Consider the following 13,903-nt stretch of genomic DNA (forward strand, 5'->3'; position numbering starts at 1 on the left):
CTCAGTCCGACGAGGACGAGCCGGTCGACCCGTCGGAACCACCGGCATCCGTCCCGGACCCGGCCGACCCGCTGTCGGCGGGACCGGACGGTGCCGGGTCCGCCGTGGCAGACCGCTCGGGCGCGGGTGTGGCGTCGGGCGCAGGCGCGTACTCGCCCCACCGGGGCGCCTGATGCGGCTGCAGCGGCGGACCGTCGTACGGTGCCGCCGGCGGCGTCGGCGCGGGCGCGGGGTCCACCGGCTGACCGTAGCCCGGCGGCTGACCGTAGCCCGGCGCCTGATCGTACACCGGCGGCTGACCGTAGCCCGGCGCCTGACCGTACACCGGGGGCTGACCGTACACGGGCGGCTGACCGTACACCGGCGGCTGGCCGTACGCGGGCGCCTGACCGTAGACCGAGGGCTGACCGTACACGGGCGGCTGGCCGTACACCGGAGGGTACGCGCCGGCGTACACGGGCAGAACCTGCACGGGTTCGGGTGCGGGCGTGATCCGCAGGGTGCGACGCCCGTCGCCACGGCGCCAGAGCCACTCGACGACTCCCACGAACGCGCCGATCATCACCACCGACGACACCAGGCTCACGACGCTCGTGTCGGTCGCCGCCGCGTCGCTGAGACCGAACACCGAGAATCCGAATGCGGCGAGGTTGTTGACGACGTGCAGCGCGATCGCGGCCTCGAGGCCCCCGGTCCGCCACGTGAGCCACCCGGCGGCAATGGCGAACACCCCGACGCTGACCTGTCCGGCCCAGTCGTACACGTGCCCCAGCACGAACAGCGGCACCGGCAACAGGATCGACCACGCGGGGTGCTTCAGCCAGCGTCCGACCGTCTGCATGAGGTACCCGCGGAAGACGTATTCCTCGGCGGTCGCCTGGAACGGGACGAGGATCAGGACGATGACGAGGGATGCCACGAAGGCGGGATTGTCCTGCGGCGGCACGAGCGTGCCCCCCGATCCTTCCTCGGCCGGCAGGAGGAAGGAGAGCGCGGAGATGACGATGTACACGACGACGGCGGCGCCCGCGCACAGCAGCAGCCACCTCCACCGGAGCGATCCGGCGACCGACGAGAGGAAGCCGACGCGCCGCCCGTTCACGAGGAACGACGACAGCAGGTAGATCGGCCACATCACCGCGAGCGACAGCAGGATGACAGCGAGCCCGAGCGGATCGGTGACGTCGATCGTCACCAACCGATCCAGAAGCGCATAGACGTCCGCGGACGGGTCCGAGGCGAAGAGGGTCAGCGCGAAGACGAACCCGATCACCGTGGACACGATGAGGTACAGCACGACGCCGATCGCCCCCGTCGCCAGGGGCGTCCACCAGCCTCGGCGTTGACGCGCGAACAGCAAGCGGTGGAAGGCGGCGCCCGGGCCGGTGGTGTCGGCGGGAAGAGCCGGCGCGGCGCGGTGGGGAACGGGGACGGGCTGCGGAACAGTCACCGTTCCATCCTGTCTCACCGCGGGACGTGATCGTACCCTCGAGCGACCCGGGATCGGAATGTCCAGCAAACCGATCGATTCCGGTGCCAGTATGGGCTCATGACCGCTGCACGCATCCTCGTCGTGGACGACGAGCCGAACATCCGGGATCTGCTCGTCACGAGCCTCCGGTTCGCCGGATACCAGGTCCGTGCCGTCGCGAACGGCGCCCAGACCATCTCGGCCGTCCTCGAAGAAGAACCCGACCTGATCATCCTCGACGTCATGTTGCCCGACATGAACGGCTTCAGCGTGACCAAGCGTCTCCGCGGAGCGGGCTACACGGCGCCCATCCTCTTTCTGACGGCGAAGGACGCCACCGAGGACAAGATCGAGGGCCTCAACTCCGGCGGCGACGACTACGTCACCAAGCCCTTCAGCCTCGATGAGATCGTCGCGCGCATCCAGGCCATCCTGCGCCGCACGATGCAGGCCGACGAGGACTCGATCATCAAGGCCGGCGAGATCACGATGGACCAGGACACGCATGACGTCCAGGTGGGCGACACCTCGATCGACCTCTCCCCGACCGAGTTCAAGCTCCTGCGCTACCTGATGCTCAACCCGAACCGGGTGCTCAGCAAAGCCCAGATCCTCGACCACGTGTGGGAGTACGACTTCAACGGCGACGCCGGCATCGTGGAGAGCTATATCTCCTACCTCCGCCGCAAGATCGACCCGCACTCCTCCGAACCGCTCATCCAGACCAAGCGCGGCTTCGGATACATGCTGAAGGCCGACCGCACCGCCTGAACGGAGGCGCCCCCTGGGCCCGACGGCATCGCAGGACCGCGTCACCTCCTGGTGGCGCGGCCTCAGCCTGCGCACCAAAGTCACCGGTGTGACCGTCAGCATCCTCGCCTTCGGCATGATCGCCGCCGGTGTGGGAACGATGATCTTCCTGCGCAACGCGCAGCTGTCCGCTGTGGACCAGTCGCTGACGCAGACGGTCACGACCGATATCGCGAGCAGTCTGATGAACGTCACGCTCGACGACGGCGGGGCGACCTTCACCCCCATCGCGGCGGCGCCGACGGACTTCTCGGTCGCGGTGTACAGCGGCAAGGGCGAGGGCGAACGCCTGGCGGTCGCGGGAGGCGACGGATCGCTCGCACCGCCGCAGTTCCCGGAGACGTTCTCGCTCGACCAGACCGTGCTCGACGGCACGGCTCCGTTCGACCTCACGTCGGCGGATGGAACCGTTCGCTACCGCGCGAGCGTCGACACGTTGCCGATCGCAGGATCGCGCGAGTACTACACGCAGCTCGTCGCACTGCCTCTCAACGACGTGAACCGGACGGTGGCCAACTACATCGGCATCTACACCGTGCTGGCCCTGTTCACGATCGTCTGCAGCGCGATCCTGACGCGCGGACTCGTCACCCTCGCCTTCCGTGGACTCGGCCAGGTCGAATCCACCGCCATGACGATCGCCCGGGGCGACTTCAGCCAACGCATGAGCGACATCGCCCCCGGCACCGAGGTCGGCCGACTGAAGACGGCGATCAACGTCATGTTGGAGCGCATCGACGAAGCGCTCGGCGAGCGCGACTCGACCGTCGATCGCATGCGGCGTTTCATCGGCGACGCGAGCCACGAGCTCCGCACGCCGCTCGTGACCGTGCGCGGGTATGCCGAGCTGTATCGCATGGGGGCTATCCAGGATCCGGAGCAGACCGCCCAGGCCATGGAGCGCATCGAGAAAGAGGCGATCCGCATGGGCGCGCTCGTCGAGGATCTCCTCGCCCTCGCGCGCCTCGACGAGCAGCGGGACGTCGCGGTCGTCCCCGTCGACCTCCGCCCGATCGCCCGGGATGCCGCCCTCGACGCGCGCGCCGCCTCTCCCGATCGCGAGGTCACGTTCTCGGGGCAGACCCCGACGTCGACGATCCCGCTCGCGGTCTTCACGGCGCAGGAACCGACGCCGAAGCGACGCGGTGGCGCGATCGCCGGTGCGGGTCGCCTGCTGCGCCGTCGTCCCCGCACGGATGCCGCGCCTCCCCCGGCGCTCCAGACGGAACCGATTCTGATCCCCGCGCCGCAGGTGGTCCTCCCCATCGTGCTCGGCGACGAGAACCGGATCCGCCAGGTGGTGGCCAACCTCCTCGGCAACGCGCGCCGGTACACGCCCGAGGGCTCGCCCATCGAACTGACGGTCGGCGCCGACCTCGATTCCGGCCGCGGGTGGATCTCGATCGCCGACCACGGCGAGGGTGTGCCCGAGCAGATCCGCAGCAAGATCTTCCAGCGCTTCTGGCGAGCCGACTCGTCCCGCACCCGCGAGACGGGCGGCTCCGGCCTCGGACTGTCGATCGTCGCTTCCATCGTCGCCACCCTGCACGGCACCATCGAGGTCACCGACACCCCCGGCGGCGGCGCGACCTTCACGGTATCCCTCCCCCTCGCGATGGACCGTGCCACGGCCGGCGAAGCCGTCGACCTGGCCACACAGCCGCTCCCGCGGGCACCCCGCTCCGAGGACTGAGCGGACTCCTCCCCAGCGGACCGGGAGCGTCGGTCCTCCCCACGCTGCGCAGCGGCGTGAGGCCGGAACAGGGCGCGCACCTAGCGTGGCGGCATCCCATCGAAAGGAACCGTCATGACCGCCTTCACCGTCGACAGCGACGCCGTCCTCGCCGCGACCACCACGATCCGCGCCACCGGCGACCGGGTCCAGTCCGAGACCGCCACGATGCTCGGACACCTCACTCAGTTGCAGGGATCGTGGACCGGCAGCGCCTCGGTCGCCTTCCAGGGAGTCGTCGAACGCTGGCGTGCCGCCCAGCGCGAACTGGATGCCGCCCTCGCCGACATCAGCACCGCACTGGGCGCCGTCGGCCAGCAGTACGCGCAGACCGAGATGGCCGCGGCGGGCATGTTCCGCTGACGTGTCCGACCGGCGAAGGGCCCTTCCCAGAGGAAGGGCCCTTCGTGTCGAGCGGAGCAGACGTGCGTGGATCAGGACGCGTCCTCGTCTTCCTCCGGGTTGAAGTGCGACGGGGTGTCGCTGTGCCCGGCGGCGACGCCGTCAGGATCGGCGGGGATGGTGCCGTCCTTCCCGAGGCCGCCCGGCTTCTCAGACCCGTCGCTGTCCGAACCGTTCTGCGGGGATTGCGCGTCGTCACCGACGACGGCGGAGTCATCGTGGTCTGTCATGGGAACCTCTCCTCGGATCGATGTGACGAGGCCCGTGCGACGCTGCGCGATGACGGCCACCGTGTACGGCGTGGACGACGCCTCACCGCACACAATGGACTCCTGCCGCCGGAGCGGATGCTCCCTTGACATTCCGCGCGGGACGCTGCGGCGGCCCTCCGGCGCCCGGGAACGACGAAGGGCCCCTCCCGGAGGAGGGGCCCTTCGTGCTGACTGTCAGCGCTGGATCAGAAGTCCATGCCGCCGGTCGGGTCGCCGGCCGGAGCCGCCGCCTTCTCGGGCTTGTCGGCGACGACTGCCTCGGTGGTGAGGAAGAGGCCGGCGATCGACGCGGCGTTCTGCAGCGCCGAGCGGGTGACCTTGGCCGGGTCGATGATGCCCGCGGCGAACATGTCGACGTACTCACCGGTCGCGGCGTTCAGGCCCTGGCCCGCGGGGAGCTCGGCGACCTTGTTCGACACGACGCCCGGCTCGAGGCCGGCGTTGAGGGCGATCTGCTTCAGCGGCGCCTGGATGGCGACCTTGACGATGTTCGCACCGGTCGCCTCGTCACCGACGAGCTCGAGCTTGGCGAACGCCTTCTCGCCGGCCTGGATGAGCGCGACGCCACCACCGGGGACGATGCCCTCCTCGACGGCTGCCTTCGCGTTGCGGACGGCGTCCTCGATGCGGTGCTTGCGCTCCTTGAGCTCGACCTCGGTCGCCGCACCGGCCTTGATGACGGCCACGCCACCAGCGAGCTTCGCGAGGCGCTCCTGGAGCTTCTCGCGGTCGTAGTCGCTGTCGGTGTTGTCGATCTCGCGGCGGATCTGGGTCACGCGACCCTCGATCTGCGATGCCTCGCCGGCACCCTCGACGACCGTGGTCTCGTCCTTGGTGATGATGACCTTGCGGGCACGGCCGAGCAGGTCGAGGGTGGCGTTCTCGAGCTTGAGACCGACCTCCTCGGTGATGACCTGGCCGCCGGTGAGGATCGCGATGTCCTGGAGCTGAGCCTTGCGACGGTCGCCGAAGCCGGGAGCCTTGACGGCAGCCGACTTGAAGATGCCGCGGATCTTGTTGAGCACGAGCGTCGCGAGAGCCTCACCCTCGACGTCCTCGGCGATGATCAGGAGCTCCTTGCCCTCCTGGATCACCTTGTCGACGACGGGGAGAAGGTCCTTGATGTTCGAGATCTTCTGGTTCGCGATGAGGATGTAGGGATCCTCGAAGACGGCTTCCTGACGGTCGGCGTCGGTGACGAAGTAGGGGTTGATGTAGCCCTTGTCGAAGCGCATACCCTCGGTGAGCTCGAGCTCGGTGCCGAAGGTGTTGGACTCCTCGACGGTGACGACGCCTTCCTTGCCCACCTTGTCGATGGCCTCGGCGATCAGGGCGCCGATCTCGGGGTCGGCAGCCGAGATGGATGCCGTCGCCGCGATCTGGTCCTTGGTCTCGATCTCCTTCGCGCCGGCGAGCAGCTCGTCGGAGAGAGCCTTGACGGCCTTCTCGATGCCCTTCTTGAGCGAGATGGGGTCGGCGCCGGCTGCGACGTTGCGCAGACCTTCGCGCACGAGCGCCTGGGCGAGGACCGTGGCGGTCGTCGTGCCGTCACCGGCGACGTCGTCGGTCTTCTTGGCGACCTCCTTGACGAGCTCCGCGCCGATCTTCTCGTACGGGTCGTCGAGCTCGATCTCCTTGGCGATCGACACGCCGTCGTTCGTGATCGTGGGGGCGCCCCACTTCTTCTCGAGCACGACGTTGCGGCCGCGGGGGCCGAGCGTCACCTTGACGGCGTCGGCCAGGGTGTTGAGGCCGCGCTCGAGGCCGCGGCGGGCCTCCTCGTCGAAAGCGATGATCTTTGCCATAAGTGTGTCGTCCCTCCCGGACGTGAGGTTCAGTACCGTGCCCCCAGGGACTGGGAGCGGGATCGTTCTGGCACTCAGGATGAGTGAGTGCTAAATCATTCTGGCACTCGACCATAGCGAGTGCAAGCCGTGCGACACCGACTCGCGCGACCGTGACGACATCGCACTGAGGCCGCACGCACAGCCCGATCACCGCGCGGAGGAACGGATGCCGACGATCGTCGAAATCGCTTCATCGCGGGGATCAACGGCGTGCGAAACGCTGCACGAGGATATGCCGTGAACCGCGAGGAGATGCGACGCCTACCTGCGGTGGGACACCGCCGAGTGGCGCGACGGATTCGCCGGGTGGCAGCACTTCGACGCCGTGTCCGCAGCGTTTCAGCAGGTCCGCGACGGAGCTGGACCCCGCCGAGGTGAGCGGAACGTTCCTCCGCCGGTACGAGAGCTGAGACTCGTCAGGCGACGACGCGGACGGACTCGGCCTGCGGGCCTTTCTGGCCGCTGCCGACGGTGAACTCGACAGCCTGGCCCTCCTCGAGAACGCGGAAGCCCGACATGTCGATGTTGGAGTAGTGGACGAAGACGTCCTGTCCGTCACCGAGGGTGATGAAGCCGAAGCCCTTCTCGGCGTTGAACCATTTGACGGTTCCCTGGGTCATGCGAATCTCCTGAAGCTGTGGGACATCGAAATGCTAGCCACGCGCCCAGGCCGGAATCCGCGGTTCCGGGCTTTGTTGACACCCGTGCACCGAAGTGTTTACGACGGCGAAACACATCGCGTCGCGCGGGGCTCACTCCGAGCCGAAATCGAGCCCCACGACGATCACCAGCTGCGGTCGGCTGGTCCCGCCGGCATCCGTCGTCTCGGGCGGCGCCACCACCTGGTACGTGTCATCGAGGGAGACGTCCGCTCCACCGATGGCGTCCGCGAGCCCTCGGGCGGCGGCCTCGTCGGTCGCCGTACCGTAGTAGACCGTCGTCGTCGGGAAGTCGTTCGAGCTCGCGTTGCTCGCCTCGACGTCCGCGGCATCCCATCCTGCAGCGACGACGTCGTCGCGCACCTTGGCCCCGAGTCCGTTCTCCGCCGTCGCGTTCAGAACGAGCACCTGGTAGGAGGTGTCGACGCGGGGCGCGACGACAGCGGCCGTGCCGGTGGAGGCCGGCACCGGAGCGGCGTCGAACCGCCCGGTGGCGTACAGGGTGCCGAACACACCTGCGGCCACGATCGCCACCGTCGCGACGACGGACCACAGCGCGATCACCCCCACGCGCAGGCGCGGCGCCTCGGCGCGATGCGCACCCACGCGTGCGGAACCGGCGGGGAGGTCGTCGAAGCGATCCGTGGTGGCGGACCGGCCCTGCGAAGCGGAAGGATCCGTCGGGGCGGGCTGCTCTGGCTCGGTCGGGGAGGTCGGAGACGGCACCCGAGGATCCTACCGGGCCGAGGCCGGGAGGATTCCGGCGCGGCTGCGCCGCTCGCGCTCCTGCGCCGCCTGGAGCCGCCGGAGCCGGTGGACGAGCACCGGATCGTGGGCGACGGCATCCGCCGACTCGAGGATGCGACCGAGGAGCTGGTAGTACCGCGCGGGCGTCAGCGACAGCTCGGCCCGCACAGCCTCCTCCTTCGCACCCGAGTGACCGTGCCACCTCGCCTCGAAGTCGAGGATGTCGCGGTCACGGTCGGCGAGGGGCACTCCCCCACCGTACGACCGTCACCGGGCGACACCACGGAACATCCGGGCGGTTCGTCCGGTTGAATAGGACGAGGGAAGGAAGAAACACATGAGCTATCGCGTGGAGAAGACCGATGAGCAGTGGCGCGAGGAGCTGACGCCCGAGCAGTACGCCGTCCTGCGTCAGTCCGGAACGGAGCGCGCGTGGACCGGCGAACTCCTCGATGAGGATCGTGCCGGGTTCTACACCTGCGCCGCCTGCGGGTCGGAGCTGTTCCAGAGCGGCACGAAGTTCGACTCGCACTGCGGGTGGCCGAGCTTCTACGAGTCGGTCCGCCCCGAGGCGGTCGAACTGATCGAGGACAACAGCCACGGCATGGTCCGCACCGAGGTGCGCTGCGCCAACTGCGGATCGCACCTGGGGCACGTGTTCCCCGACGGGTTCGGCACCCCGACCGGCGACCGTTACTGCATGAACTCGCTCTCGCTCTCGTTCACCCCGAAGGGTGACGAGGCCTGATCGACCGCGGCGATCAGCGCCGTACGCGCCAGAAGGCGGCGACGGACACCGACGCGAGGCCGATCACGACGGTGATCGCCTCGACGAGGAGTCCGGGACCGGCAGGCGCGGGCCAGAGGGCGTCGAGGACCAGCGAGGCGACGAGCTGACCCGAGACGGCCGCCAGGCCGAACAGCAGCACCCCCGTCCGCGCCACGATCGCGGCGGACATCACGATGTAGGTGACGCCCAAGACGCCTCCGAGGTAGAGCCACGGCTCCCCCGGGGGCGTCGCGGGTGGTCCGCTGACGAGCGTGACGATGACGGCGAGCACCGCGAGGATAACGGTGCCGACGATGAAGTTGACGAGGGTCGCCGTCAGGGGCGTCCCGACGCGGGCCCGCAGCCGGCCGTTCGTGGCCTGCTGCCAGGCGAGTCCGACGCCGACGAACACGGGCAGGATCACCATCCAGACCGGAACGCCGGCCAGGCCGTCACCGGCGATCAGCACGACCGCCACGGCGGCGAGCGCGAGCGCTCCCCCGACCAGCCGCGGCACCGTGACGGCGACGACCCCTCCCGGGCCGAAGCCGATTCGGTCGAACACGAGCCCGCCCACGGTCTGCCCGGCCACGATCCCGACGGTGAACAGCGACACCCCCACGATCCCGACGGCGAAGCTCTGCGTCCCGACCGTGAATGCGCCGGCTGCGCCGCCCACCAGCATCCACCAGGGAATCGTGTGCTCCCGGATGCCGCGCGCCAGGGTGGCGGCGCCGCGCCGCCCGGCGGGGGTCAATGCGCTGATGAGCGCGATCAGCACCAGCCCGCTCGCGAACGAGACGACGGCCGCTGCCATCGCGTGCTCGAGACGCACGCCGAGCTGCCCGTTGATGCGGGCCTGGACGGCGGTGAGGACACCGACGGACACCGCCGCGAGAAGGGCGGGAGCGACGGATGCCGGGGCTGAGGGACTCGCTGTCGTCACGCGGCCGGCTCAGCCGAACAGCGCGGCGGCTTCTTCATAGCGGTGCAGGGGCACCGTGTGCAGCGACCCGAGCGCCTCCGCGAAGGGGACGCGGACGATCTCGGTCCCCTGCATGGCGACCATCTGACCCCAGGCGCCGTCGACGATGGCGTCGGCGGCGTGCAGGCCGAGACGCGTCGCGAGGACGCGGTCGAAGCCCGAGGGCGATCCGCCGCGCTGGATGTGACCGAGCACCGTCGAGCGGGTCTCGATGCCCGTGATGCGCTCGATCTCGGGCGCGAGGAGCTCGCCGATGCCGCCCAGGCGCGGCCGGTTGAACGCGTCGAGACCCTTGTCGCTGTAGGCCTCCTCCATGCCGGTGAGCTTGAAGCCCTCCGACACGACGACCAGCGGCGCGCGGCCACGGTCATGCGCTTTGGTGACCTGCTCGGCGACGTCGTCGATCGACATGGGCACTTCGGGGATGCAGATGACGTGCGCACCGGCGGCGATGCCCGAGTGCAGGGCGATCCAGCCGACGTGACGTCCCATGACCTCGGCGACCATGCAGCGCTGGTGCGAGTCGCCCGTCGTCCGCAGCCGGTCCATGGCCTCGGTGGCGATGTTGACGGCCGTGTCGAAGCCGAAAGAGTAGTCGGTGGCCTGGAGGTCGTTGTCGATCGTCTTCGGCACTCCCAGGACGTTGATGCCGTCCTTGTGCAGACGGTCGGCCGCTGCGAGCGTGCCTTCACCGCCGATCGCGACGATGCCGTCGAGGCGGTGGCCGTACATCGTCTTGGAGATGTTCTCGGCGCCGCCGCGCGGCCCCTCGTAGGGGTTCGTCCGGCTCGTGCCGAGGATCGTGCCGCCGACCTTCGACAGGCCCTTCACCTCGTGACGGGTCAGGGGGAAGAAGTCCCCGTCGACCACACCGCGCCACCCGTCGCGGATGCCCACGAACTCGATGTCGTAGGTCGTCGTGCCCTTCAGCACGATGCCCCGGATGACGGCGTTCAGTCCAGGACAGTCGCCGCCGCTCGTGAGGATACCGATCTTCATGGGTGGTCCTTAGGTGATTCGGGTTGATGCTGGGGGCGACGCTGCCTCCACGACACTAGCGTCGCGGCGGCATCCCCTGCCAGCGGAGCGGCGTCAGGCCGCGCCGAGGGCCTGCCGGAGCAGATGCATCAGCGCCGACAGCTGCACCGAGTCGCTCGAGGTCGGGTCGACGGCCTCGCCGTCGAGCGCGCGCTGCGCGAGCCCCTGCTTGCTGTCGATGAGCTCGGCGATCTTCGTGTCGATCGTGTGCGCGGCGATGATGCGCCACGCGGTGACCGGCTCGTCCTGACCGATGCGGTGCACGCGGTCGATCGCCTGCGTCTGCTCGGCGGCCGTCCAGCTGAGTTCGGCGAGGACGACGTTCGACGCCGCCTGCAGGTTCAGCCCGACACCGGCGGCGGTCAGCGAGCAGACCGCGATCGCGACGTCCGGGTCGCCGTTGAAGGCGTCGATCGCCTGCTGGCGCACGGGCGTCGTCTGGTCGCCGCGGATCGAGACCGTGCGAAGGCCGGCCGACGCGAAGTGCGCCTCGGCGGCATCCATCACGTCGATGTGCTTGGCGAAGAACACGACCTTGCCGACCGAGCGCTGCAGCTGCACGGCGTAGTCGGCGGCGAGCTGCGCCTTGGCCTGACCGATGCGACGCACCATGGTGAAGACGTTCTCGGAGCCGCTGGCCGCGGCCTTCGCCTCTTCGAGTTCGCCGTGGGCGACCAGGCGCACGATGTCCTCGTCCGCCTCGCCCCGCAGCACGCGGTCGCCGCGTGCCTCGATGATGCGACGGTACTTCGCGGCGAGGCGCTCGCCCAGCTCGCGCTCGGCGGCGCGGATCGACCGGCCGTACTCGTCGTCGAGCTCGACGGGGAGGTCGGCGACGAGCTTGTCGGGCAGGTCGGCGGCCACGTCCTTCTTCTTGCGGCGGACGATGCCCATCGAGATCACGGCGGAGCGCGCCTCGGGGTAGAACGCCTTGTCGGCCGGGGTGAGGCCGGTCTCGTCGAGGCGCGCCATCAGCTCGGGTCCCGGCTTCTCGCCGTTGGTCCAGCCGAGGAAGCGCCAGATGGCGTCGAAGTCCTCGACATCGTTGATGAGCGGCGTACCGGTGAGCGCCAGCAGGAGCGGATCGCGCACCTGCTCGCGGATCCGCGAAGCGAGCGCGAGCACGTTCCGGGAACGCTGCGAGGTCAGGTTCTTGATGAAGTGCGCCTCGTCGACGACCATGCCCTTCAGCCCGATGGAGCTGAGCCAGGCGAGGTGACGATCGAGGATCTCGTAGTTGACGATGAACACGTCGGCGAAGGCGTCCATCGTCTCGCCGTCGCCCTGGATGACGGTGGCGCGACGCTGCGGCGTCCACCGCTCGACCTCGCGGGCCCAGTTCATCTTCACGACGTTGGGGACGACGACCAGGAGCGGGAAGGCGTCGGCGACGGATGCCGCGAGCACCGACTGCGCCGTCTTGCCGAGACCCGGCTCGTCGGCGAGCAGGAAGCTGCGGTGCCCCGCGCGGACGGCTTCGAGGAACCGGGACTGGTGCGGCATGACCTCGAGGTTCTTGGGCGACAGCCGGTCGAACTCGGGAACCGGGGGCAGGTCCATCGAGGCGGCACCGCCGCCGGCGCCCGTCTCGAACGCCTTGTAGAGGGGGCCCATGAGCTCCCACCCGTCGAGGCGGCGGCGCGGTGTGGGACCGGCGACACGCATCGCGACGTCGGGCGCCAGGAACGGGTTCGATTCCTTGCGCGCCTCGACCTGCGGCGGCACGACCTGGCGGTCGGCGACACCCTCGGGGACCACGGGGGCCTGCGCGGGCTTCGCGTCGGTGATGATCAGCTCGTCCTCGGGCAGGTCGGCGCCCGACTCGATGAGCCAGTCGCGCCGCATGCGACGGGCGACGGGCGACGTCGCCTGGTCGACCTCGAGCAGCTGGATGAGCGACGTGTCGCGGGCGGCGGTCTTGGCGAGGATCGTCGCGACGCCGTCGAGGCGCTTGAGCAGCTCGGCGCGGGCGCCGTCGGCGATGTCGGTCGCCGCCTTGACGCGGGCGCGCTCCTCGCGGACGAGGAAGGCGATGACCTGGAACTTCACCCGGTTGGTCGGCCCCAGCTTCCCGCGCTGCGCCTTGGCCTCGACCTCGCGCACCTTGCGGGCGAGGATCGGGATGAGGGGTGCCTCGTCGTCTCGACGCGACGATGATCCCCGACGACGCCGAGCGGCGGTCTTGGGGGCGGTGGCTGCCGTGGTCGGCATGCTCCTCCTGAGCGTGACACCGGCGGATGCCGGCGATCGCCGTCGATGGATGACGACGTTCTTACGGGACCGCGACGGTACGGCCGCGGTGAGAATGTGTTCCCCGGATCCCCCGGCTGCGGGCACTCGCTTCTGCGAGCTGCGGCGACGGAAGGTTCCTTCGCCCCCAGTCTAGCGCGTCCGGGGCCCGCGACACGTCGCGTCCTATCCGGGCGCGTACGCTTGGGTGTCATGCCCACCGAACGCGAACTCGCCGCCGCCATCGACCACGCGATCCTGAAGCCCGAGCTCACCCGGGCAGACGTCGACGCCGAGTTCAACATCGCGGCCGAGTGGGGCGTCTTCAGTGTCTGCGTGCGGCCGAGCGACATCCCTCATGCCGTCGAGCGTCTCGCGGGCACGGGCGTCGCGGTCGGCACCGTCATCGGCTTCCCGCACGGCACCACGTCGACGGCGGCCAAGGTCGCCGAGACCCGCCAGGCGATCGCCGATGGCGCCGCGGAGGTCGACATGGTCGTCAACATCGCCGCCCTCCGTTCCGGGTTCGACGACGTCGTCGTCAGCGACATCCGGGCGGTCGTCGCGGCGGCCGACGGTCGCGTCACCAAGGTCATCCTCGAGACGGCGCTCCTGGACGACGAGCAGATCGAGCGCGGCAGCCGCCTCACCGAGGCCGGCGGCGCGCACTTCGTGAAGACCTCCACCGGGTTCGCCGGCGGCGGGGCGACGGTCCCCCACGTCGAGCTCATGCGTCGCACGGTCGGTGCGGGCGTCGAGGTGAAGGCCTCGGGCGGCGTCCGCAGCTACGCCGACGCCCTCGCCATGCTCGAGGCCGGTGCCACGCGGCTCGGCACGAGCGGCAGCGCCGTCATCCTCGGCGAGGCACGACGAGTGGATGCCGGGGCTTCGGCGACCGGCGCCGTCGACGACACCTCGTACTGAGCCTGCGGGCTCCGCGCG

At 69.7% G+C, this 13,903-nt stretch carries 14 protein-coding genes; 5 read left to right on the plus strand and 9 right to left on the minus strand.

The genetic code is table 11. From position 1 onward, the window contains the following. Nucleotide 1 precedes the first annotated feature (1 nt). Nucleotides 2-1,450, minus strand: coding sequence for a CPBP family glutamic-type intramembrane protease (locus BLP38_RS07590; protein WP_091355392.1), 1,449 nt, complete (start codon nucleotides 1,448-1,450; stop codon nucleotides 2-4). Nucleotides 1,451-1,549: 99 nt separating this feature from the next. Here BLP38_RS07590 and BLP38_RS07595 point away from each other — a divergent pair, with 99 nt between their 5' ends. The 3 genes from BLP38_RS07595 to BLP38_RS07605 all read left to right on the plus strand — a co-directional run bounded on the left by BLP38_RS07595 (nucleotide 1,550) and on the right by BLP38_RS07605 (nucleotide 4,376). Further along, nucleotides 1,550-2,242: a response regulator transcription factor gene (locus BLP38_RS07595; protein ID WP_091355396.1), complete on the plus strand. Its 693-nt coding sequence runs from the start codon at nucleotides 1,550-1,552 to the stop codon at nucleotides 2,240-2,242. A gap of 88 nt (nucleotides 2,243-2,330) precedes the next feature. Beyond that, nucleotides 2,331-3,974 carry a sensor histidine kinase gene (locus tag BLP38_RS07600; RefSeq protein ID WP_091355398.1) on the plus strand — a complete coding sequence of 548 codons (1,644 nt, stop codon included), beginning with the start codon at nucleotides 2,331-2,333 and terminating at the stop codon, nucleotides 3,972-3,974. Between the two features lie 114 nt (nucleotides 3,975-4,088). After that, on the plus strand, nucleotides 4,089-4,376 hold the full coding sequence (locus BLP38_RS07605) for a WXG100 family type VII secretion target (protein ID WP_091355402.1): 288 nt from the start codon (nucleotides 4,089-4,091) through the stop codon (nucleotides 4,374-4,376). Nucleotides 4,377-4,447: 71 nt separating this feature from the next. On the opposite strand, the gene BLP38_RS07610 is transcribed toward BLP38_RS07605, so the two are convergent. The 5 genes from BLP38_RS07610 to BLP38_RS07630 form a co-directional block, all read right to left on the minus strand. Then, nucleotides 4,448-4,645, minus strand: coding sequence for a hypothetical protein (locus BLP38_RS07610; protein ID WP_091359661.1), 198 nt, complete (start codon nucleotides 4,643-4,645; stop codon nucleotides 4,448-4,450). 227 nt (nucleotides 4,646-4,872) lie between these two features. Beyond that, complete coding sequence (gene groL, locus BLP38_RS07615; RefSeq protein WP_091355405.1) at nucleotides 4,873-6,492, minus strand: chaperonin GroEL; 1,620 nt, start codon at nucleotides 6,490-6,492, stop codon at nucleotides 4,873-4,875. 458 nt (nucleotides 6,493-6,950) lie between these two features. Then, the gene (locus BLP38_RS07620) at nucleotides 6,951-7,154 is read right to left on the minus strand and encodes a cold-shock protein (protein ID WP_036311856.1); all 204 of its coding nucleotides are present in this window, start codon (nucleotides 7,152-7,154) and stop codon (nucleotides 6,951-6,953) included. Between the two features lie 132 nt (nucleotides 7,155-7,286). Next, nucleotides 7,287-7,919, minus strand: a complete 633-nt coding sequence (locus tag BLP38_RS07625) for a LytR C-terminal domain-containing protein (RefSeq protein WP_091355408.1) — start codon at nucleotides 7,917-7,919, stop codon at nucleotides 7,287-7,289. A 9-nt stretch (nucleotides 7,920-7,928) separates the two neighbouring features. Continuing rightward, nucleotides 7,929-8,189: a DUF3263 domain-containing protein gene (locus BLP38_RS07630; RefSeq protein ID WP_091355412.1), complete on the minus strand. Its 261-nt coding sequence runs from the start codon at nucleotides 8,187-8,189 to the stop codon at nucleotides 7,929-7,931. 88 nt (nucleotides 8,190-8,277) lie between these two features. On the opposite strand from BLP38_RS07630, the gene msrB reads away from it, so the two are divergent. After that, nucleotides 8,278-8,688 (plus strand): peptide-methionine (R)-S-oxide reductase MsrB, encoded by a 411-nt coding sequence (gene msrB, locus BLP38_RS07635; RefSeq protein WP_091355415.1) that lies wholly within the window; start codon nucleotides 8,278-8,280, stop codon nucleotides 8,686-8,688. A gap of 13 nt (nucleotides 8,689-8,701) precedes the next feature. Here the strand turns inward: msrB and BLP38_RS07640 are convergent, their stop codons facing one another. The 3 genes from BLP38_RS07640 to BLP38_RS07650 form a co-directional block, all read right to left on the minus strand. After that, nucleotides 8,702-9,655 (minus strand): DMT family transporter, encoded by a 954-nt coding sequence (locus tag BLP38_RS07640; protein ID WP_091355419.1) that lies wholly within the window; start codon nucleotides 9,653-9,655, stop codon nucleotides 8,702-8,704. Nucleotides 9,656-9,664: 9 nt separating this feature from the next. Next, complete coding sequence (locus BLP38_RS07645) at nucleotides 9,665-10,693, minus strand: 6-phosphofructokinase (RefSeq protein WP_091355422.1); 1,029 nt, start codon at nucleotides 10,691-10,693, stop codon at nucleotides 9,665-9,667. Between the two features lie 93 nt (nucleotides 10,694-10,786). Further along, complete coding sequence (locus BLP38_RS07650; protein ID WP_091355426.1) at nucleotides 10,787-12,943, minus strand: DEAD/DEAH box helicase; 2,157 nt, start codon at nucleotides 12,941-12,943, stop codon at nucleotides 10,787-10,789. 231 nt (nucleotides 12,944-13,174) lie between these two features. Between BLP38_RS07650 and deoC the strand changes: the two genes are divergently transcribed. Further along, nucleotides 13,175-13,885 (plus strand): deoxyribose-phosphate aldolase, encoded by a 711-nt coding sequence (gene deoC, locus BLP38_RS07655; protein WP_091355429.1) that lies wholly within the window; start codon nucleotides 13,175-13,177, stop codon nucleotides 13,883-13,885. Nucleotides 13,886-13,903: the final 18 nt, after the last annotated feature.

Source organism: Microbacterium sp. LKL04 (genome assembly GCF_900102005.1).
Lineage (GTDB): Bacteria > Actinomycetota > Actinomycetes > Actinomycetales > Microbacteriaceae > Microbacterium.

Bases quoted from the DNA above. Each gene is read 5' to 3' on its own strand.
- BLP38_RS07650 (WP_091355426.1), bottom strand. From the start codon at position 12,943: ATGCCGACCACGGCAGCCACCGCCCCCAAGACCGCCGCTCGGCGTCGT.
- BLP38_RS07610 (WP_091359661.1), bottom strand. From the start codon at position 4,645: ATGACAGACCACGATGACTCCGCCGTCGTCGGTGACGACGCGCAATCC.
- BLP38_RS07595 (WP_091355396.1), top strand. From the start codon at position 1,550: ATGACCGCTGCACGCATCCTCGTCGTGGACGACGAGCCGAACATCCGG.
- BLP38_RS07620 (WP_036311856.1), bottom strand. From the start codon at position 7,154: ATGACCCAGGGAACCGTCAAATGGTTCAACGCCGAGAAGGGCTTCGGC.
- BLP38_RS07605 (WP_091355402.1), top strand. From the start codon at position 4,089: ATGACCGCCTTCACCGTCGACAGCGACGCCGTCCTCGCCGCGACCACC.
- groL (WP_091355405.1), bottom strand. From the start codon at position 6,492: ATGGCAAAGATCATCGCTTTCGACGAGGAGGCCCGCCGCGGCCTCGAG.
- deoC (WP_091355429.1), top strand. From the start codon at position 13,175: ATGCCCACCGAACGCGAACTCGCCGCCGCCATCGACCACGCGATCCTG.
- msrB (WP_091355415.1), top strand. From the start codon at position 8,278: ATGAGCTATCGCGTGGAGAAGACCGATGAGCAGTGGCGCGAGGAGCTG.
- BLP38_RS07645 (WP_091355422.1), bottom strand. From the start codon at position 10,693: ATGAAGATCGGTATCCTCACGAGCGGCGGCGACTGTCCTGGACTGAAC.